Below are 21,137 nucleotides of genomic sequence, written 5' to 3' on the forward strand. Positions count from 1 at the left end.
TTTATGCTCAGATCAATAAGTACGGCTCTTATGAGCAACTCCTCGATAAGCGAACAGGCGCACTCCTGGGCCTACCTCTCATGCAATCTATATGACAAATTCGATCCTCTCAGTGAGAACGGTAACCTTGCGCTTCCACCAGGAGTTCGCGAACGCGGGGGACCACTTGTGTGCCGTAAAGCTCGATATTGGTCATGAGGGCTCGTTGCGTGAGACCTCCCATCCCGTATTTCAGGTCGAAGTGGCTCGCGCCGAGCGCGGTGAGATTGGCTGCAATTTTCTGGGCGACGGTCTCTGGCGACCCCACGTAGAGCGCTCCCCCCGGCCCAACCTCACGAAGAAAGGATTCCCTGGTCGGAATGGCGAATCCGCGGATCCTGCTGTATCTGGTGATAACCTCCAGGTAGCGCGGCCAGAACTCTTCTCGGGCCTGCTCGTCGGTCGCGGCGACATGGCCCGGCGAGTGCACGCCCACCGGCAACGGAGCGCGCCCGAAACGCTCCAGGGCCTGCTGGAACAGTTGTGAGAAAGGCGCGAAGCGCAATGGAGATCCGCCGATGATAGCGAGCATCAGCCGAAAGCCAAGGCGGGCGGCGCGGATGACCGACTGAGGGCTTCCGCCAACACCGATCCACACCGGAAACGGTTCGAATTCGGTATGCGGCACAATATCCTGGTTATAGAGCGGCGCGCGGGTCTTGCCCTCCCAGGTGACGGGACCGCCCTTGACGATCTCGGCGAAGAGGCTGGCCTTCTCCTCGAAGAGTTCCTCGTAGTCGGCAAGGTCGTAGCCGAAGAGAGGAAACGAGTCGATGCTGGAGCCTCGTCCAAGGATGACCTCTGCCCGCCCGCTGGAGACGGCATTGAGCGTGGAGTAGCGCTGAAACACCCGGACCGGATCGTCCGAGCTCAATACCGTGACGGCTGACCCGAGATGGATGTGGGAGGTGAGCGCAGCGACCGCGCCGAGCACCACGTCGCCAGCCGACAGCGGGAAGTCATCGGTGTGGTGTTCGCCAATCCCGAAGAAATCCAGGCCGACCAGGTCGGCAAGAACCCCATGTTCGACGAGGTGCCGGATTATCTGAGCGTGCGAGAGTGTGCGGTCTTCCTCGTCGTTTATGAAATCGCCGAAGGTGTCGAGGCCAAAGGTAAATGGAAACTGCACGGGTGCAATACTGTACGGCGTTTCTGTCATGTCTATGTTTTCCTTCTAGTATCTGATGGTATGGATCTGAGCGAGCCGATGCTGACCTACATTATCTGGGCGCGGACAGCCAGCTCAAACTCGGTTCGGTGCAACGACGCCCCAAAGACAGGGCCTCCTGGTTCGAGCAGGCGACCCGCGCTCAGATGGTCGAACTGTACAGCGTCGTAGCCAATGTGCTCGATGAATTCCGCCACCATGTCCACCGCGTGCGGATCGTCGCCAGCAACCCCGAGCGCGCGGCGTTCCGGCGAGTCCTTTGGTCGGCGTTCGCCTTCGAGCTCGTGGTAGCCAATGTGGTTGAGGGTCTTGACGACCGTTGACTTCACGAGCCGGCGTTGGACAATCTCGCTGCTACTGTATCGATGATCCTCGAACAACTCCTGCACGCCGTCGACAGGCGGCCAGTAGTTCATCACATCAACAACAAGCTTGCCATCCAGCAGGTCAGGGTCCAGCGTCGTGAACTTGTGAAGCGGAATCGCTAGCACGACAATGCCCGCCTCCTCGACAGCGTCTGCTGCCCGTCGTGGCTCGGCCCCTGGGGCCAGCACCTGCGCGATCAGCTCGATCTTCTCAGGGTCACCCGAACCCGCGATCGACACGTTGTAGTCCGCCTCTATCGCGACTCGTGCGATGACTGGGCCGACGTGACCCGCCCCGAGCACGGCAATCTGTGGCAGCCGCGTATGCGGCAAAGCGATAGCTGTCATCGATGGGTCCCTCCGGCAGCCATTTCATCGTCAAGCATGTCAGACCTCCTCATTGGGCGCTGGCACCTTCATCGAATCCCTATAAACTGTCAACATGTCATGAGTACGATATGTCAACAGCTTATAGATACAACAGGTTAAACAGGGCTATACTAGATGGATCTAGAAGCCAAGGTTCTCATTGACCAGAATGATAGAAATGCGCCCAGGGAAAATTTCCCGATTGATGATCAGCAGTTTGTTCACTGCGCTATTGACGCCATAGGCATTGAAAGCCCGCTCATCTTCAAGTGGCAGCGTGTATTCATAAATGCGGCGGATGCCCTCGTTGAGGTTTGCAACCAGCTTCTGTGTACCGACTACGTAGATAACTTTCGCGGCGCCAGACACGCCAGCTCCCAGTTGGCTTCCGCTCATTGACGCAATCATCAACTGACCTTGCTCTGTGATAGCGTGGACACTGGCAACAAGTACTTCAGGGGCAGCACCCAACTGACGTTTAGCACGCTTCTGTCCCTCCTGATCGAGCTCAATCAGGCGATTGCGCACAGCATCATAGCGACCGGATGATTCGACCTCAGCAGCGACTCCAATCTGGTCAAGGGTGTGAGATGTTGCATTGAAAACCTCAGCGCCACTGGGGATCAGCTCGAAAACCTTATTGCGTGCCTCCTTAGCGTTAGCGACCATAAAGGTCTGCATACCATTGGCAGTGAGGGCCTCGGCGGTTTTCACCACGCGCTCCCGAGGTGCAAGATAACTAAATTCTGTATTGGGTATCAATTGAGATTTGCCCATGTCTATAACTCCTTTACCAATCAGTAACAAAGGACCTTTCCCCAGGGAAAGTTTCTCTTTGCTCCAGACGTTCTTTCTGTTCAGTTAGCACTGGATACACAGTTTTTTTGCTAAATTCGTTTATAGTTAAACTAGTTTGTCAAAAAAAACTTAATCGGGCTCTAGATTCCGATCAAGGGTGTGTAACAATTGATGAAGGTCACGTTGATCTTCGGGCGTGATGAACGCCATATACTCAGCAACCAACTTCTCCTGCTCTGGGACCACCTGTGCGGCAAGTGCACTCCCCCGTTCTGTCAAAGAGACCACATGCATGCGGCCATCCTCCGGGTCAGATCGTCGCTGGACGAAACCGCGACCCTCCAAACGGTTGAGCAGTCCGACAATGTTTCCTTTGGTTACAAACAGCAGATCGGCCAATCTTTGCTGCGAGATGTCAGGAAACGCCTGGAGATGGGCCAGCACCGCGAATTGCGCAGGTGTGAGGTCATAGTGTTCCAGATGTCTTATAAGGCGTTTTTCTACCTTAAACCTGACACGGTTAAGATGCAGCCATGTCCGTACACCAAGATTGAGTTCATGCTTCATGCTTCACCTCTGCCTTTGATAGTTGAAGTGTAAACCAATTTCGATGCTTCTGTCAAGGAGGATGACACATTGGCAAGCAAGATGCATTCGGAGCAGATTGCGGAGGCGGAGCAACGGGCTCCAGGAAGAAACCAGGAATAAGAAGCCAACGAAGAAGAACAAGACGGGATATTCGCCTTCATGACGATGCAGTGGGATGATGACCTGCGGGAAGGGATACAGATCTATACTTCCTCTCAGCCGGTTGGTCCTCTGGTTATCCTGGAGAAGGGAGAATAAGTATTCGTGTCAGGATGCGTGTGCCTCTACATGATTGTCACATGCGTCTTCCTTCCTGGGGAACAGAGGACACTCTTGAAAGTCATACAAAATCTTTCCTCTTCAGAGGAGTACGAGAGACGTTGAGGAGATACCACATGCAAGAGATCATTCGCACGGACTTGATTCTGTCCCAATCGTCCTTCAGCCACACCCTGAATATTCCCATCGACAACGTCGATATCGCCTCCTAGGTGTTCACCGTGCCCGAGGCCGAATACCAGCGCTGCTGCTCTCCGAACCACATCACCGCAGCTTCTACGACGACCGATGACGGGCGCCGCATGTCGATCAATGTCGAAAAGATTGGCGCGAGCCTAATGATCCAACACTACATCGGCGAGGTCGCCGAAAAACACTACTGCAAAATGATCTCAACCTCGGACCTGTTTACCCCCAATGGGCGTACCCGCATCCAGGTGATCTGGGAACTGAGCATGAAAGCCATCGATGCGCAACACTGTGAATACACCAACACCGTGACCTCCCATCCCACGCAGGAGTTCCTGGACTTCATCCAGGAACAAGGGATGACGTTTGAGGAGGCTGCGCGTGCTCGGCAGCCGATCTCTTCGGATCATAACCGGCGCGAAACACCCTTGTTTGTCGAGAGCATTGCCCGCGCCGCACGTGCCAACCGCTAGCTCATCAATACACAAGCATTACTCGTAAGATTCTGAAGAAGATCTCACCTGATTGGAGGAAAAGCATGTCTATCGAAGAGAACCAAAGAAGTCAGACAGCATTGTTGTTTGTTGATCCTTATAACGACTTTCTTTCGCCCGGAGGCAAATTGTATCCTCTTTTCAAAGAGGTTGCCAGGTCCGTGGATCTCCTGACGCATTTGCGCGAGATGGTGAGCGCAGCGCGACACGCCAACATTCCCATTTTCTTCGTGCCTCATCATCGCTGGGAGCCAGGCGATTACACGACCTGGAAGTATCCCTCACCGAGCCAACTTGCCTCAATGAAACGTGAGTCGTTTGCCAAAGGAAGCTGGGGGGGAGAATTCCATCCCGATTTTCCCGTTCAAAAAGGCGACATTGTGATCAAAGAGCATTGGGCGCAAAACGGTTTTGCCAACACGGACCTGGATCTACAGCTCAAGCAACATGGCATCCAACGCCTGGTGCTCATTGGCATGATCGCCAACACCTGTATCGAAGCAACCGGTCGCTTTGGCATGGAACTCGGGTACCATGTGACCCTGGTCACAGATGCGACCGCAGCTTCTAGCCAAGAAGCTATGCATGCAGCGCACGAGATCAACGGACCGACGTTTGCTCATGCCATTCTCACGACGAGTGAGGTGGTTGCCCTCTTCAGCTCTTTTGAGAAAAGTGAACAGTGAGGGAAAGACAAGTGCTGGCGAACAGCGATTTCTCCTGATCGAACGGAAACGACCAATGGCTATTCACGGATCAGTTGCGTTGGTGACTGGCGGGAATCGCGAGCTTAGCAAGGCATTCGTTCAGGCGTTGGGCGAGCAGCCGTCGAATGTGGCCATTGCTCCAGCTTCGCAGCGTGAGTTTCACCAGAAGGTCAATGGAGTGGTAGTGCGAGCCAAGCGCGCGTAAAAGCACTGAACCTTCTTCCTTTGGTGACCCTGACGCCTGAAGAGAAGGCAAGTGCAGGACAGAAAAGGAGGAACCAACGGAACCGACGGGCTACGGGCGCTCTCTCACCAGTATTGACGCTTTACCTTGCCCCATCAGGAGAACCCCCTTATTGTGAGACAGGCAGGAGAATGCTGCTATGCTGATCTGTGGTCAGAAACAGTTGGTGGGGTGTATTCACCTTGGCACCTGTAGTGAATGTCAATGGACCAGCATGGACCAGATATGGCTGCGCGATAAACTTATATGCGCTGATGCTAATGTGTGCAGGAGTTGGGCTACCGCGTGTGACCGCATCCTGGTATGCAAAAAGCTGATCTCCAGCCCATGTCGCAGTTGGCGTACAATTGATGCTATCCATCTGTTTTCCTTGAAGCTGGAATGTGTACCCATAGGTGGTGCGGGATGCTGGCTTTTGCGTCTGCGTTATTCTCCAGCGGGTTGTCAACCATTGTAATTTGGCTGTGGGGCTTTGCAGAAGCTGAGCGTCAGGAGAGAGCAATTGCAATCCCTGAGCGAAGGTATGAGCAACTGGCTCTGGTGCAGCTTTCGCGGTAAGAATATACAGTTTGAAAGGAGCTTCACTCAACCGTTGGGGCTGATCGATCAGCGTGGCCTGTGTATAGGTGCTGAGAAGCGTATCTATGAGCGGGTTATTGGGCTGAGCAAGGAATACCACGGGACCAGCGCTGAGATCAGGTAAAATAAAACAGTGCCAGATATCATTCAATTCAATGGGCGTTTTTACCTGCTCTGCGAGATATTTCATCCCGCTATCTATTGTATAGGAAATCGTGACGTAGATACGCCCAATATGCCGCTGTTGGGCCAGTTGATCGGCATCTTGCAACGCGTGTTGCAACGAATTGGCATCGTTAAAATAGGGGAAAACCTCTCTGCCATCGAAGTTACCTGCGGTCTGATCGATGAGCGCAGCACTGCTGCCGATGAGTTGCGCCAGAATAACCAGGGCCGCGATGCCAGCCATGGCATAGCGTGCCCATGTGCCCCACGCGGGACGCATCCGCTGTACCAACTCGATACTTTTCACCACGCCCAGCGCAATCAGCAGAAAAGGACCTGGGAGGAGAAACAACAGATAATGTGTAAAGATACCAATCGAGTGACGAGTCAGCATAATAAGGGGAACGAGCTGCCAGGCAAGGAGCAGAAGGAGTCCCTGTCTATAAGGAGTCGCGTAAAGCTCATCCCACCACCTCTTCAGCCCTTTTTTAGGAGGCGTCGCTACTCCATCTTGTGTTGCCCTACTTCTCTGTTGAGAAAAAAGGGTTTGCCAGCCAAGTACCAGGAGACTTCCCACAAAGAGAAGAAGAACAAGAACGAAAGCTCCTTTCAAGAAGCGTTGCAAATGGCGCAGTGGCGTCGTAAGAACAATAGAATTGGCATTTGCCACAAGAATATGATTTTCGACGGATCTTACACTTGCATCAGTATAGGGATAATAGAGGGTAGGATGCAAGAAAAAAGCATAAACGCGTATAACATCAAAATTGATAACAGAATGTTGTGACTGCTTTCCCAACTGAGTCAGATCGGCAAATTGTGCGTGAAATTCCCAGAAGAGGTAAGGGGCAAAGACTATCAACAACCCGCATATCCCGATAAAAAGATCGCGCCAGCGCAAGGTGCGAAAAGCAAACAACAGTGCGATTGCCAGCGGAGCAAGCAACAACAGCGAACTTTCATGGAGCTGATACAATATCCCCAGCGTGACGACTGCTGGCCCAAACCATCCGCTGCGTCGCTCCTGGACCCCTCGAAAGAGCAAAAACAGAAATACCACCACAAAAAACGGCACAAAATTGGGTGACCAGATATTACGACTATATGTCCAGACCCCGACAGATGTTGCATACAACGCCGCCGCAATTGTCCCCGCCAAGCGGCCATAGTACCGCCTTGCCCACAGATAGGTCAGCAACACAGCCGCGCTGTTAAACAACGCCACCAGGATTTCTCCCCCAACTGGATTGGCACTGATGGCCGCGGGCAGCATAAACAGATAGATATCCAATGGAGGGTGCATACTCCCCAATGATGCCTGATTTCCTGCAACCGGCAGCCATCCCCGCGTGACCGCGTCACGAGCCATCTGAAATATGACCGCCTCATCGTCCGCGAAGGTCACATTGCCTATCGCAAAAAAGCGCAAAAACGCAGTCGCCAGGATGATTGGAAATATTTCCCAATTCTGCACAAGCCAGGTAACCGCTGATGCTGGTGTACGACTGACGCCACCAGCGTCTTCTGGAGAAGGCTTGACAGCAATTAATTTGATTGTATCTTCATCAGCAGCAGATTGTTCCATGCTTCCATGACTCCATATCATCAGATATTATACACATATGAGTTTATCAATGAGGTAAACGGTCGAGTCTCGCAAAACGTAACAGGGTAAAACTTTTCTTCCCTTTTCAAAGGGTCGGGTGGACTTGCTTGAGAAGCTAAGCTCGATCTAACGCGAAGGCACGTACCGCCTGCCCATCCAGGCTTGTCCCCTGCTCAACGGGAAGAGGCTAAGGGGTTGCTAGAAGCTGCGGTGTCTCAGCGTCGGGTGGCTAAGCAGCTTGGAGTAAGTTATGAAACGTTGAGGCGTTCTTTCAAGCGGTCGGAACGCTAAAAAACAGAAACACCAGAGTCTTAGTTGACTCTGATGTTTCGCTGTGACTCCCGCCATGCCGGTCACCGTGACAAAGATGTCGCCCGGCTCCGCCGCCTGAAGCATGGGCAGCACCTGGAAGCCGTCCATCACTGCCTCAAGTGCCCGCGTCGCGTTGACCTCACACATGACAACGCGAGCGCCCATGCCACGCGCTCGCGCCGCCACGCCACGCCCACACCAGCCATAGCCTGCGACTACCAGCGTCGCGCCTGCCAGGAGCGTATTGGTCGCGCGCAAGATGCCGTCAATCGTGTTCTGCCCGGTTCCGTAGCGATTATCGAAGTAGTGCTTCGTTGGCGCGTCATTCACAGCGACAACGGGGAAGCGCAAAAGCTTCTGCTCCGCCAGGGCGCGAGCGCGCACCACTCCTGTTGTCGTCTCCTCAATTGCGGCAACGGTTGCCCCACACGAGGGCTTCTGGTGAAGCGCGACGATCAGGTCCGCACCATCATCCATAACGAGGTGAGGATCGCAGGCCAATGCACGTTCGATATGACGACCGTAGGTCTCCGCCAGGTCCTCACCATAGAAAGCGTACACTGAAAGCGGCTTCTTCGACCGATTTAATGCTCTCGCTTTTTTCTCGCAAGGATCAGAGATACCTCGGCCTATGAAAACAGGAGAATGCTGAAGAATGCTCTCAAGTCGATCCACTGCTGAGTTGAATCTCGTTGCGCAAACCATGAGTATCTGGTTCCTGTGCGTTTTTTTAGCATTGGAGAGCCCCGACAAGTGGCCTGTTCTACTATTGACAACAGACAGACTCGTCTGTATACTCTTGACAATAGACAGACCAATCTATCTATTGTCAAGAGTATACAGACGAGTCTGTTTTTTAGCAGAAAGGAGTCTCATGAATAATCATGAGTTAACACCATACGAGCGTATCATCGATACTGTGTCAAGGTTATTCTATCAGGAAGGTATTCACGCAACAGGAATAGATCGCATCGTGAAAGAGTCCCGTGTTGCCAAGATGAGCCTCTATAAGTATTTTCCCTCAAAGGACCATCTGGTGATCGCCTACTTACAAAAGCGGGATGTTCGCTGGCGAGCCTGGTTAGAAGAGGCGGTGAATCGCATTGGCGCTACGCCTGAAGACCGCATTCTTGCCATCTTTGATGTGCTCGACGAGTGGTTTCACTCTTCCGATTTTCATGGCTGTGGTTTCATCAATGCTGCCGCCGAATTTAACGATGAGCAACGTTCTGTGCATGACATCGTGAATGAACATAAACAACTAGTCCATGACTACGTGAAGCAGTTAGCTCAGGCGGCGACCTTGACTGACATTGACCGCGTTGCTTCACAGATTTGTCTGCTGATGGATGGCGCTATTGCCACAGCGTTAACGCGGAAGAACGTGAATGCCGCGCAAACTGCACGCCAGCTTGCAAGCATGCTCCTTATACAATATCGCCAGTAAATACCAGGTCAACAGAGAGGCGAAATTTTATGTCTTGTCCGACAGATATTCAACCGCCATTTACCAGTAGTTTGTGGATTTGGGAAACCACTCCTGATTTCGAGTCTCTATCCTGAGCAATTTGAGGTCGGATCATCCGTCTCTGATGAGTTTAAAGTGAGACGAAATCCCACGTCAACAAAGTACTGATAGGCCCAGTGCGAGGGTTCGTTACTATAAAGAGCCCGCATAGCAGATATGAGATATGAATAGATGGCATTTCGGGCGAGAGGTCAGGCCGATCTTCACTGCTCTGTCTTCCACGCCTCCTTCGGACCAACGTTCAAGCTGCCAACTATACCCGTATGCTTTCCTTCTGTACTCAATGAAAGCCGTTTGAATGATCTTTTTTTCTCGTTTAGAGCGCATCCACATATATTGCCCGTCAGGCGGGCACTTCGTAGCAGCGAACACCCGCACTGGGTCTACGGAGAGAGAAGGGTGGAGAGAGAGAGAGAACGCGTTCTTCTAGATGTCTTGGAGTTAGAGTAGGGACGCATCTTCGCCACCAGGGATGGGGACACGTGAAAGGGAGATGTACCGCGCTATGTTGAATACCAAGCAGACCAGGCGTCTCACTCCTGCGTCTTGTGAGACGCTCCTCACGCTCCTTGAGACGCTTCCCGGTGCCTTGTTTCTCATTGATGACGCCGCGACGGTTGTGTATGCCAATGCGAGTACGCAGACCATGACGGAAGCACCACCAGAGGCACTTGTTGGAAACAGCTTCTGGAGAGGTGCTCACCAGCTAGTGAGCACCTCGCTCTACCAGGCCGTGCTCACGGCCAGACAGACCCAAGAACCCACCGAAGTGGAGTATGTTTCTCCCGTGACCCGGACCTGGCTGCACGTGCAGCTCGCCCCGACCGTTGGGGGGCTGGCGTTGCATTTTCACGAGAAAAGAGCACCCTTGCCTCGCCGGGAGACGTTTTCCCCAGACGGATATCCCGCCACTGATATCCTGGAGGACATGTATGTTGGGGTCGGATTTCTCACGCCCGAGGGGATCTTGTTGGAAATCAATGAGGCCCCTCTAGAAGATGCGCAGATCCGACGCGAGGAGGTGATCGGCAAACCGTTTGCTGACACCCCCTGGTGGTCCTTTTATCCCGCCAGCCAAGACCAATTACGCGAAGCCATCGCACGCGCCAGCAGGGGAGAAACCGTGCGATTCGAGACCCTGGTTCACCCCAGAAAAGGCATGGATCTTCACCTTGAGGCGACGATTACTCCCCACAGGGACGGGGACCACCACGTCGCGTACCTCGTCTATGTCGGGAGCGATATCACCGCGCGCAAGCGAGCAGAAGGAGAAATTCAAGCCCTGGTTGATGCTCTTCCCCAGCTGGTCTGGATCGCAAGACCTGACGGATCTGTCGCCTACAATAATCAACGCTTGATTGACTATTTGGCGATGACCCTCGAAGAGGTCAAAGGGGATGGCTGGCTGGAGGGTGTGCATCCTGATGACCGGCAACGGGTACAGGCGGCATGGCAGATCTCTATCCAGGCAGGCGAGCCCTATGAAGTGGAACACCGTTTGCAAGACGGCACCAGCGGATCGTATCGCTGGTTTCTTGCCCGAGGCGTGCCGCAGAAAAATGCACAGGGTGCGATCCTGCACTGGGTTGGCACCTACACTGATATCGACGAGCAGAAACGAGCGGAGCAGCAGCTCAAAGAAAGCGAGCAGAACTGGCGCGTGCTGTCCGAAACAGTACCACAACTCGTGTGGACCACTCGCCCAGATGGCCGTCTTGACTACTGTAATCAGCGCTATTGTGCGTATACACAGGCCGCTTTTGAGCAACTGTGCGGCTATGGATGGCGGCAGTTCTTGGATCCTAAGGATGCTGTACGGGTTATGCTTCTACGGCAGCATACCCTCCAAACAGGTAAACCCTTTGAGAGCGAACACCGTCTGAAGGATGGTCACACAGGAGCGTATCGCTGGTTCTTAGTCCGTGCCATGCCGGTGCGTGATGAAGCAGGCCAGATCGTCAAGTGGTTTGGCACCGCCACCGACATCGACGAGCAGAAACGAGCGGAGCAGCAACTCAAAGAAAGCGAGCAGAACTGGCGCGTGCTGGCCGAAACGGTGCCACAGCTCGTGTGGACGAGACGCCCCGACGGCCAGTTCGAGTACACGAACCAGCGCTGGCGTGACTACAGCGGGCTCACGCTTGAGCAAGCACAAAGCGACCAATGGGCTCATTTCCAGTTCCTCCATCCCGATGATCGTGAAGGCAACCGAGCGCTCTTGCAGCATGCCCTGGACACGGGAGAAATGTATGAGCACGAACAGCGTCTCAGAAATAGCCAGACGGGTGCGTATCGCTGGTTCTTAGCCCGTGCCATGCCGGTGCGTGATGAAGCAGGCCAGATCGTCAAGTGGTTTGGCACCGCCACCGACATCGAAGACCAGAAACGTATTGAGCAAGCCTTACGCCAGAGCCAGGAGCGGGCGAGCACTCTGATGAACTCCAGCATTATTGGGATCACTATCATTGAAGGTGAGCAGATTGTGGATGCCAACGACACCTTTCTGCGCATGACCGGCTATACACGCGAAGATCTGCATGCCGGGAACATAAACTGGGTGCGCATGACACCTCCAGAATATCTTCGTATCCAGCAGTCTCAGCAGGAACTGGCCGACCATCAGTATGTAACGCCCTATGAGAAAGAATACGTGTGTAAAGATGGCAGCCGCCTCCCGGTGATTGTAGGACGCGTCGCCTTACAAGCCAATTTGTCCCGGGGCATCGTCTTTGTGCTGGATAATTCAGCCCGCAAGGGGCTCGATCAACGCAAAGATGACTTTATCAATATGGCCAGCCATGAACTGAGGAACCCGATCGCGGCCTTGAAACTTCAGACCGCTCTGCTGAAAAGGAAACTGACAAAGCAAGGCAGCTACGATCTTGACATAACCTTTTCCAGCATGGAGACCCAGACCAACACACTCACCCGGCTCGTAGAAGAGTTGCTGGATGTCTCCAAGATTCAGGCGGGCAGACTGGAGTACCGGCAGGAGGCGGTAGATCTCGACGCGTTGCTGCGGGAGATCGCCGAGACTATGCAGCAAACGCATCCCAGTCATAGCATCCTGGTGCGTGGCGCCGTTCAGGCCAGCCTGATGGCGGATCGAGATCGGCTCGGACAGGTCTTCACCAACCTGCTTAGCAATGCCATCAAGTATTCTCCCGGTGCAGAGACCGTCGAGATGGACCTCGAGGCCTCCCCAGAGACCATCACGATCCGTGTACACGATCATGGCCTGGGTATCCCGCGAGAGCAGCGCGACAAAATCTTTGAGCGCTTCTATCGGGCTACTGGTCCCAAACAGAAAGCGATCCCGGGACTGGGAATGGGGCTCTACATTGTGGCGGAGATCGTCAAGCATCATGGGGGAACCATCACGGTGGAGAGCGAAGTCGGGAAAGGATCGACCTTTATGGTCACCCTTCCCAAGAGAACTTCTCTATTGATGATAGACAGGATTTGAGGGATGTGATAGGCTTTGATGCTAGTTATGGTGTCTCTGCTGTGGCACTCGGACGCGCGAATTGCGGAGCCTTCCTAACGTCCCATCACACCTCCCTTTCGGCCGCCACTTTTCCAGTCAATCGTGACCGCCAGATGGTAAATGACCTGAAACCTGGATCCGCCCACGGAATGCGCAATGAGTTCGCAGAGTACGAACCTGGATGTGGCTATGGAACGGTGAAATACAAAGATCAGCGGTTTCGTGGTCTGCAGACAGCGGCCTTTACAGAGGACGTGGCGAGAAAGCCCCGGTCATTGATGCCTGTCTCTTACCCACATCTTTTTGGAGGGGCTTCACAAGCCCCTCGCTATACATGTGTTTGTGAAACGCTCAACAGGGGGAGTTGGCCTCCTGTGCTGTTCCACAAAATCTAATTGTAAAATGTGGGTAAAAGACAGGGTGTGAACGCCGGGGCTTCCGTGCCACCGTTTGGTGAAGTTGTAAATCTCAACATTCTGCTGGCAAAATCTGTATAACTCCCATTTCTCCAGTCGATCCCTCTTGACAGCGCAAATCAAATGACGTATCATCAATGACAGGTCACCAGTGACGTATCATCAATGACAGGTCATCAATTAAAGTAGACACAAAGAGGAGAGAGAGCATGCGTATTCACGCGATTCAAACGGGGACTGTTGCTATAAAAGCAAAGCAGGTGCATGGTCAAGGAAGCGACTCTATGCGGCTCATTAACACGATGCTCGACAGGACATGGACTGAGCCCTTACCCATTTATGCGTGGGTGATCGAACATCCTGAGGGACTTATCGTTGTTGACACCGGTGAGACTGCCCGTACGGCTGAACCAGGCTATTTTCCCTGGTGGCATCCCTATTACAGAAGTGTGCGTGAATGGGTTCGTCCTGAAGAGGAGATCGGGCCGCGACTTCGTGCTATGGGAATCTCACCAGATGATGTGCGCTGGGTCTTGCTGACACACTTCCATACGGATCACGCAGGTGGACTGCATCATTTCCCAAAATCTGAGATTCTGGTTTCACGCGCTGAGTATCAGGCTGCTAGCGGTTTTCAAGGACAAATAAAAGGGTATCTTCCCCAGCACTGGCCAGCCTGGTTTGCCCCAACGTTGATTGATTTTGCCCCTCAGCGGCTTGGACCATTTTCCAATAGCTATACGCTTACCAAAGCAGGCGATGTCCATCTCATAGCGACACCAGGTCATACGGTTGGACATTACTCGGTCGTGGTGCAGGAAGATGAACACGCCCTCTTTTTTGCGGGTGATACATCATATAATGAGCAATTAATGCTCGAACAATCGGTTGATGGCGTGACTTCAAATATCGCCGCCTATCGAGAAACCGCGCGTCAGATCCTTACATATATGCAATCTACACCAACGATCTACCTTCCCAGTCATGATCCTGACTCTCTACAGCGTTTGGCCACGCGTCGAGCGGCTCTTCCTGTGAACGCTGAATGAGCATAGAAGCCAGCAACCGAAGAAAAATCAATGGAGAGAGGAGAAGAGAAACACATGCAACCTGCTGAGGAATTACGTTATCTCATACTTGCAGCGCAACGGGAGGGCGAGCGGATATTAACAGAGGTGCTACGTCCCCTTGATCTTACCCCATCGCAGGCTGAGGTACTACATGTGCTTCAGGTGCACCAGCCGTTGTCACTGATTGAGCTTGGAAATTTGCTTATCTGCGAGAGGGGCAGTCCTAGCCGATTAGTCAATGGATTGGTCGAGGCAGGTTTCGTCAAACGCATCCCATCGACAACGAACGGTCGTATGATAGAGCTGACATTGACCGAAAAAGGGGAAGAGATGGTGATCCGTGTCAGTGCAGAGGAGGCTGTGCTCTACAAGTTTCTGACCGATACCTTTGAAGAACAATCCCTTCTTGATTGCATCGCTCTTCTGTGGCGTATTGTCGAGAAACGACCAGCAGGAGAGGCACTTTCCAGGCGCATCCAGTAGAACAGCAAGCGAAAAGAGTGCGCAGTTCTCACTCAACGTACCAGAAACATAGACAAAGCGAGGAAGTGGTAGCTGACGCAATGTCTTTTTTTTGAAGAACATGATGAAAGAGTAGCGCTTTCTTTACCTCGGGACACCAAGTGTATGAGATGATGCGTAAGACCTCATCTCAGCTTTTGAGGACCTGGACAGAAAGTCGCCACAGAGGAAAGATGGCAAGCTAGCCGAGAGACCATGCTCTTGGTCATGACAAGGTAGATGTACGAAAAGATAAAGTGATAGCTTCGGAGATTTACATTATGAAGTTTTCCAATAGTATTCTCATTCACCGGCCTACTGTTAATGTATTTGATTACCTCGCTCATCTTGAGAACTTGCCACGATGGAACTATGCCATCCAGGAGACTCGCAAGATATCGCAAGGCCCTATTGGCGTAGGGAGCGTATACCAGCAGTTCCGCACGCTACCAAAACCCATGGAAGAGAAACTCACAATAAAGGTCTACGAATCAGGCCATCATCTGGTCGTAAGCGGAGGTTTTGCCTATTTCCAGGGCGAAGCCTCCTACACATTGGACTCGTTTGGAGATGATACCAGGCTCACAAACGAGATCGAACTCCATGCTCCGGGAGCACTCAACGCACTTGCGCCCTTGAGCACCTTGGGCATAAAGAGTGCGGTTGCGCAGAACTTAACCGTACTGAAAGAACTGCTTGAAAGGACGGGGCAATAGGGTCTGTTGCAATGGTCACAACGATTGAGCGAATAGAGATATGTCATGCGCCATGAGTCATTGCTCTTTTTCTACATAACAGCCTCTAGCATGAGAAAAAGCACTTCTAACGCGAATCGCGTAACTTTTGCTCATTTCATAATAATACAGTAGAGTTATCTGAAAAGGCTCCAGGAGGAGATAGAGGTGTTTATTGGAGAAAATTGCTGCTCAAGCCGAGAAAAAGAGTGTTTCCAGAGACTGAGCACTCAAAAATGTCACAAAAAGGCTGCCAGTGCGATTATATAATAGGCGGATGGTGGTGAGTGCTTATTTGTAGTGCCGCTGCATCTCATAAACCCATGTGGCGACTACTCCCTACCTACCGCAGGATAGAGCCGCTCCCCAGGATAACTGTGGCTCTATGGGAATTCTTCAAGAGAAAAGGATGGAACCAATGCACTTCGTGTCACTCCCTCGTAAGGATCATATACCGTTCCTGATTGTCACGACACTCGTGCTCATCGCAGGTCTGAGTTTTGCAGCCCTGCGCCCGATACATGCACTGGCGGCTTCTCCCGTTGCGCAGCAGATCAGCAGCGATCCTTTCACCAATCCCACCTCGCAGCATCAAACGCAGGTTGAGCCAAGTACGTTCTCTTACGGCTCAACCGTTGTCGCCGCGTTCCAGAGTGGGCGCTTTGCCACCTACGGTGGGGCTTCGGGGATTAGCTGGGCGACATCCTTTGATGCTGGCTTGACCTGGAAAAGAGGCACATTATCTGGCCTGACGGTCGCTGCTGGCGGTTCCTATGCTCGAGCCAGTAATCCAGTCGTGATCTATGATCAGGCCCATCATATCTGGCTGCTCTCTGTCCTGGCCGCGAAAACCCAATTCCAGGGCTCTTCAGGGAGTACCGCTGTGGTGGTCAGTCGCTCTTCCGATGGGCTCACCTGGAGCAATCCGGTGCTCGTCGCCGCTACTGGCCCAAATGATTACTTCGATAAGGACTGGATTGTCTGCGACAATCATCCAACAAGCGCGTATTATGGTCGCTGTTATGAGGAATGGGATAATGGGAATGCGGATGGCCAGATTCTCATGAGTTCCTCCAATGATGGAGGCCTCACCTGGTCGCAGCCAGTGAGCCCAGCGAGCCAATCCTTCTCCGCTCTAGGCGGGCAGCCAGTTGTGCAACCCAATGGCAATGTCATCGTCCCCATCTATGGCTATGATCTGACAACGGGAGCCGATGGCATCTATTCCTATCGATCAACCGATGGCGGTGCGACCTGGACTGATCTGGTCAAGGTCTCCCCTTCCACCTACTCCGGCACGGCAGCTCCATTCTATCGAGGAGGATCCCTGCCCTCCGCAAAAATCGATGCATCAGGAAAGGTCTACCTTGTCTGGGCGGGCTGCTACTTTGAAGCGAATTGCCTTGCCAATGAAACCGGCGATTCCACTGACGATATTGTTCTCACAACCTCGACTGACGGCATCACCTGGACGCCTTTGCAACGCATCCCCCTCGATGCGATCGGCAGCGATGTCGAACATATCACGGCGGCCCTGGCTGTCGATAGCAATACAGCAGGCAGCAAAGCGCACCTGGCTGTAACCTACTATTATTGGGCCAATGCAGGGAGTTGCGCTGCCGCGACCTGCCAGATCTATGTGGGCTTGGCAACGTCCACCAATGGTGGTGCGACCTGGAGCCAACACCAGACCCTGGCAGGCCCAACGACCGCAACCTGGTGGGCAAGCACGGAATACGGCTATATGACCGGGGACTACGTCTCCACCTCGATTGCCAACAATCGCGCAGTGTCGGCCTTTCCAGTCGCCACTGCACCTACTGGCACGACGCTTCATCAATCCATGTACAGTGGTAGCGTGTTTGTAACGGGGGGATCAATTGCTTGTGAGCCACTCACTGTGACACCCAAAGTTGCTCCTGCTGGGGGAACATCAGGGAAGAATTATCATATGGGGAGTTAATTCCACAGAAATCTCTTCAATATCAACCCAGGCATGTCCGCCTCGCCCCACATACAGAAGGCGAGGCGGACATGTGCCTGATCGCTCCTCTTCCTCGAAGCGTGCAAGATGGTACCGGTGGCAAATTTCACAGTGTTGCTCACGTTCCAGGAGCACATGTCCCCATATATGCATGAGTGGATAGACGCCAAATTGCTCTAGGAAAGAACGTGTGGCATGATGAAGCTCATGAACAGAGAGAGGAAGAGGGAAAATAACTTGTTCGTTGCGACGTATACTAAAAATAGATGTTAGCGGATAAGCTCTCCCTTTGCCTTGTTGGACATGGTCGAAGGTTAGTCATGGCTGTTCTTTCCTCGGTGCTTTGGACTGGTTTTCATTGGTGCTTGAAGTAGTCAAGCATTCAAGGGCGTGTGTCTCTCTGGCGAGACAGGTGTTCAGTGACCGGAGGAGGTTTTATGCGAGCTGTTGTCTATAAAGGACCCTTCAATGTTGAGGTCGAGCAGGTCCCTGATCCCAAGATTCAGCATCCCAATGATGTGATTATTCGCATCACCTCGACATGCATTTGCGGCTCCGATCTACATATGTACGAGGGACGTACCGCAGCCAAGCCTGGTATTGTCTTTGGACACGAGAATATGGGTATTGTGGAAGAGATAGGCTCCGCTGTGGTTACGCTCAAAAAGGGTGACCGCGTGGTAGCTCCCTTCAATGTAGCCTGTGGTTTCTGCAAGAACTGTGAGCGTGGCTATACAGGTTACTGTCTGACGGTTAATCCCGGTTTCGCCGGAGGCGCATATGGCTACGTAGCGATGGGACCTTATACCGGTGGACAGGCTGAGTACCTGCGTATCCCCTTTGCCGACTTTAATGCCTTAAAGCTGCCAGGAGGCAACGAGTTCGAGGACGATTTTGCCCTGCTCGCGGACATCTTTCCCACGGGCTATCACGGGGCTGAACTGGCACATGTCGCGCCCGGGGAGTCGGTTGTCGTCTTTGGCGCGGGACCCGTTGGGGTGATGGCGGCCTATAGCGCGCTCATTCGCGGAGCTGCCGAGGTCTACGTAGTGGATCGTGTGAAGGAGCGCCTCGATAAGGTCAAAGAGATTGGCGGTATTCCCATCGATTTCAGCCAGGACGACCCGGTGGAACAGATTAAAGCGCACCGGCATGGGGATGGCGTGGATAAGGGCATAGATGCAGTGGGCTACCAGGCCATCCAGCCGGGAAAGGAGACCGAGGCCCCCTCAACTGTGCTGGATGCCTTGATCCAGGTCGTCAATCCAACGGGCATCCTGGGCATTCCCGGCCTCTATGTCCCCTCAGACCCGGGCGGAGTTGATCCGCATGCCTCGCAAGGTCGTTTGCTTATCCCTTTTGGGAAGCTCTTTGAGAAGGGCCTGAGCCTGGGGACAGGGCAGTGCAATGTGAAGCGCTATAACCGCTACTTGCGCGACCTGATCATCGCCGGGCGGGCAAAGCCAAGCTTTGTTGTCTCGCATTGTGTGCCGCTTGATGATGCTCCCGATGCCTATACCAAGTTTGACAAGCGCATTAATGGCTATACCAAGGTCATACTTAAGCCATAATGTGCCACGTGAGGAGATGGGGGACACGATGCAGTCCTCCAATATCTATCAAGTTAAGAACAGCAGAGCTGAGGCTGGGCGAGCTGCTGAAAGGTGGTGGGTGGTTTGCAGCGCCTGATTGAAAATGATTGCCGCGCTCAAATGACGCCCGGCGTTCCTGCCCATTTTCCGTCTGCTTCAAGGCGTTTTTGAATACAAAGAAACCAGTGAACTGCTTGTGACAATTCGCTGGTCGCAACGGAACCGACGGGCGACGAACCACCGGTCGCACCTGACCTTGATTCCTGTTGAGAAGTTGTTTGCTGGTCGCAATGATATTCTGACCGCTACACCGAAATCGAGTTCTGAGTATGCTCAATCTGACACCCCATTTGAACAGGCCCTTGAGAATCCAAGAGACATTCCTTTATCGCAACGACGCCCAGGACCAGATACACCACCGTGGAAAATCCCCGCTTCCGAATGGCCGAATGTGGTACGGCGTGTGATAGAGAATCAGGAGCCGCTACGCAAGGTGGCAATGGATTATGGTGTTTCGCATGAGACAGTTCGACGCGTGATCAATGCTGTTCAGAAGAAAGCAAGCTCATCTATTCAACCTATGTTCCCTCTTGCATCAGTTTTGTGACATCTTGACGCAATTCTGCAAGTTTCCGGTTTATCCACACTGTCTTTCCCAAGGCATCAGCGATATTCGCGCCTGGTATTGTCAACGTGGAAAATGTAGCTGAACCATGTGTGAGAAGAGCTTCATGAAAATAAGCCTCATGGCTCCTGATGACACAGGCTCTCGCTTCCCGCCAGAACGTCTCCGTCATGCGATCTGGCTGTCTGTTCGTTTCTCGCTCAGTTGCGTGTGATGTCGAAGAGCTGATGGCCCAGCGTGGAAGTATTCTCACTTCTGAAAGTGAGCGACAATGGTGCTTGACGTTTGGGCAAAGGACGCCAATGAGACACGTGATCGTCGTCCTCGCTGTGGCAACACGTGGCCTATGGATGAAATGGTTCTCACCATTCCCATTCCCTCTGGCGCACAGTGGATCAGGATGACAATGGGCTTGATATGCTGATCCAAAGCCGACACAACACAAAAGCGGCGACACGTTTCTTGCGTCAGCTACGTCAAGAACTCCACTACGTCCCTCGGGTTCTCATCACTGAGAAGCTCAAAAGGTATGGAGCCGCCAAACGAGAGATCCTGACTAGCGTGGAGCATCGGCGGCACACATGCTTGAACAATCGAGCGAAACTTTCGCACCAACCAACATCATTGCGAGAGAAGAACATGCGGCGCTTCACATCAGCTCGCATATGGCATCCAGGTCAGTTCCGCAACCATAAGTCGTGCGATCCGGCGTTTGAACTGGACCCGGAAGAAAAAGACCTTACGGGCGAGTGAGCAGAATGAAGCCGACCGCACTGCCTGGCGCGAGCAAGCCAAAACGTTGGATACAAGTAAGCTGGTGTGCATTGATGAATGAGGCTCGAACATTGCCTTACCCGCTTGTATGCTCGATCCCCAAAGGGGCGTGTTGGCTCAATCTGCAAGAAGGTTGGTGGCGCCTCTTCCGACGTGATGCGTTCGCAGGCCAGAGTTTTGCCAATGCTCATGAGATTGAGCGATGCAGGTCGCTACGGCGCAACTCAACCACCGAGCCAAACCCTGGATCTGGGGACGGCCTCCCAGAACGCGGCGCCACCTGCATCGTCTCTTTTGTTACCGCCTTTGAGGAGTGTAGCAGTAGGGTCAAGCCCCTGCCTTGAGGAAAAAGGTATGCTGATGCGTGGGGAGCCAATCGCGACCGCGCAGGCTCATATGCAGGCGATATTCTACAAGGGGCACCTTATACACAGCAGATAGCCGAATGCTGGCACCTGCTGTTAAACCTCCCAGAAGCCATAAGCTGTGATGTAGCTCATAGATGTGATTCGCTAAAATAAGAT

17 protein-coding genes and 3 pseudogenes are annotated in these 21,137 nt (G+C 53.0%); 14 read left to right on the forward strand and 6 right to left on the reverse strand.

The window, feature by feature from the left end:
• Positions 1–109: 109 nt before the first annotated feature.
• The 4 genes from KTE_RS07580 to KTE_RS07595 all read right to left on the reverse strand — a co-directional run bounded on the left by KTE_RS07580 (position 110) and on the right by KTE_RS07595 (position 3,306).
• The gene (locus KTE_RS07580; RefSeq protein ID WP_201379974.1) at positions 110–1,198 is read right to left on the reverse strand and encodes an LLM class flavin-dependent oxidoreductase; all 1,089 of its coding nucleotides are present in this window, start codon (positions 1,196–1,198) and stop codon (positions 110–112) included.
• Between the two features lie 56 nt (positions 1,199–1,254).
• Positions 1,255–1,920 carry an NADPH-dependent F420 reductase gene (locus tag KTE_RS07585; RefSeq protein ID WP_201379975.1) on the reverse strand — a complete coding sequence of 222 codons (666 nt, stop codon included), beginning with the start codon at positions 1,918–1,920 and terminating at the stop codon, positions 1,255–1,257.
• A gap of 162 nt (positions 1,921–2,082) precedes the next feature.
• Positions 2,083–2,718: an LUD domain-containing protein gene (locus tag KTE_RS07590; protein WP_201379976.1), complete on the reverse strand. Its 636-nt coding sequence runs from the start codon at positions 2,716–2,718 to the stop codon at positions 2,083–2,085.
• A 150-nt stretch (positions 2,719–2,868) separates the two neighbouring features.
• Positions 2,869–3,306, reverse strand: a complete 438-nt coding sequence (locus tag KTE_RS07595; RefSeq protein ID WP_201379977.1) for a MarR family winged helix-turn-helix transcriptional regulator — start codon at positions 3,304–3,306, stop codon at positions 2,869–2,871.
• Positions 3,307–3,722: 416 nt separating this feature from the next.
• Here KTE_RS07595 and KTE_RS07600 point away from each other — a divergent pair.
• The 3 genes and pseudogenes from KTE_RS07600 to KTE_RS07610 all read left to right on the forward strand — a co-directional run bounded on the left by KTE_RS07600 (position 3,723) and on the right by KTE_RS07610 (position 5,201).
• A pseudogene (locus KTE_RS07600) lies at positions 3,723–4,268 on the forward strand (hypothetical protein).
• A gap of 65 nt (positions 4,269–4,333) precedes the next feature.
• On the forward strand, positions 4,334–4,975 hold the full coding sequence (locus KTE_RS07605; RefSeq protein ID WP_201379979.1) for an isochorismatase family cysteine hydrolase: 642 nt from the start codon (positions 4,334–4,336) through the stop codon (positions 4,973–4,975).
• Positions 4,976–5,030: 55 nt separating this feature from the next.
• The gene (locus tag KTE_RS07610; RefSeq protein ID WP_201379981.1) at positions 5,031–5,201 is read left to right on the forward strand and encodes a hypothetical protein; all 171 of its coding nucleotides are present in this window, start codon (positions 5,031–5,033) and stop codon (positions 5,199–5,201) included.
• A gap of 148 nt (positions 5,202–5,349) precedes the next feature.
• Here the strand turns inward: KTE_RS07610 and KTE_RS07615 are convergent, their stop codons facing one another.
• Together KTE_RS07615 and KTE_RS07625 are read right to left on the reverse strand one after the other, a co-directional pair.
• Complete coding sequence (locus KTE_RS07615; RefSeq protein ID WP_201379982.1) at positions 5,350–7,569, reverse strand: glycosyltransferase family 39 protein; 2,220 nt, start codon at positions 7,567–7,569, stop codon at positions 5,350–5,352.
• 219 nt (positions 7,570–7,788) lie between these two features.
• Positions 7,789–8,463 carry an adenosylhomocysteinase gene (locus KTE_RS07625; RefSeq protein ID WP_374226768.1) on the reverse strand — a complete coding sequence of 225 codons (675 nt, stop codon included), beginning with the start codon at positions 8,461–8,463 and terminating at the stop codon, positions 7,789–7,791.
• Between the two features lie 313 nt (positions 8,464–8,776).
• Here KTE_RS07625 and KTE_RS07630 point away from each other — a divergent pair, with 313 nt between their 5' ends.
• The 11 genes and pseudogenes from KTE_RS07630 to KTE_RS49490 form a co-directional block, all read left to right on the forward strand.
• Positions 8,777–9,349, forward strand: coding sequence for a TetR/AcrR family transcriptional regulator (locus tag KTE_RS07630; protein WP_201379984.1), 573 nt, complete (start codon positions 8,777–8,779; stop codon positions 9,347–9,349).
• Between the two features lie 586 nt (positions 9,350–9,935).
• Positions 9,936–12,896: a PAS domain S-box protein gene (locus KTE_RS07635; RefSeq protein WP_201379985.1), complete on the forward strand. Its 2,961-nt coding sequence runs from the start codon at positions 9,936–9,938 to the stop codon at positions 12,894–12,896.
• A gap of 646 nt (positions 12,897–13,542) precedes the next feature.
• Positions 13,543–14,382 carry an N-acyl homoserine lactonase family protein gene (locus KTE_RS07640; RefSeq protein WP_201379986.1) on the forward strand — a complete coding sequence of 280 codons (840 nt, stop codon included), beginning with the start codon at positions 13,543–13,545 and terminating at the stop codon, positions 14,380–14,382.
• Positions 14,383–14,436: 54 nt separating this feature from the next.
• Complete coding sequence (locus KTE_RS07645; protein WP_201379987.1) at positions 14,437–14,886, forward strand: MarR family winged helix-turn-helix transcriptional regulator; 450 nt, start codon at positions 14,437–14,439, stop codon at positions 14,884–14,886.
• A gap of 299 nt (positions 14,887–15,185) precedes the next feature.
• On the forward strand, positions 15,186–15,620 hold the full coding sequence (locus KTE_RS07650; protein WP_201379988.1) for an SRPBCC family protein: 435 nt from the start codon (positions 15,186–15,188) through the stop codon (positions 15,618–15,620).
• A gap of 436 nt (positions 15,621–16,056) precedes the next feature.
• Positions 16,057–17,601: a sialidase family protein gene (locus KTE_RS07655; protein ID WP_201379990.1), complete on the forward strand. Its 1,545-nt coding sequence runs from the start codon at positions 16,057–16,059 to the stop codon at positions 17,599–17,601.
• Between the two features lie 458 nt (positions 17,602–18,059).
• Positions 18,060–19,193, forward strand: a complete 1,134-nt coding sequence (locus KTE_RS07660) for a glutathione-independent formaldehyde dehydrogenase (RefSeq protein ID WP_201379992.1) — start codon at positions 18,060–18,062, stop codon at positions 19,191–19,193.
• 217 nt (positions 19,194–19,410) lie between these two features.
• Positions 19,411–19,821, forward strand: a complete 411-nt coding sequence (locus KTE_RS07665; protein WP_201379994.1) for a hypothetical protein — start codon at positions 19,411–19,413, stop codon at positions 19,819–19,821.
• A gap of 124 nt (positions 19,822–19,945) precedes the next feature.
• Positions 19,946–20,502, forward strand: a pseudogene (locus KTE_RS47395) (transposase); the annotation flags it as partial.
• A 49-nt stretch (positions 20,503–20,551) separates the two neighbouring features.
• Positions 20,552–20,674: a hypothetical protein gene (locus KTE_RS49485; protein ID WP_374226769.1), complete on the forward strand. Its 123-nt coding sequence runs from the start codon at positions 20,552–20,554 to the stop codon at positions 20,672–20,674.
• A 34-nt stretch (positions 20,675–20,708) separates the two neighbouring features.
• A pseudogene (locus KTE_RS49490) lies at positions 20,709–20,923 on the forward strand (IS630 family transposase); the annotation flags it as partial.
• Positions 20,924–21,137: the final 214 nt, after the last annotated feature.

This window comes from Ktedonobacter sp. SOSP1-85, from assembly GCF_016587415.1.
Lineage (GTDB): Bacteria > Chloroflexota > Ktedonobacteria > Ktedonobacterales > Ktedonobacteraceae > Ktedonobacter.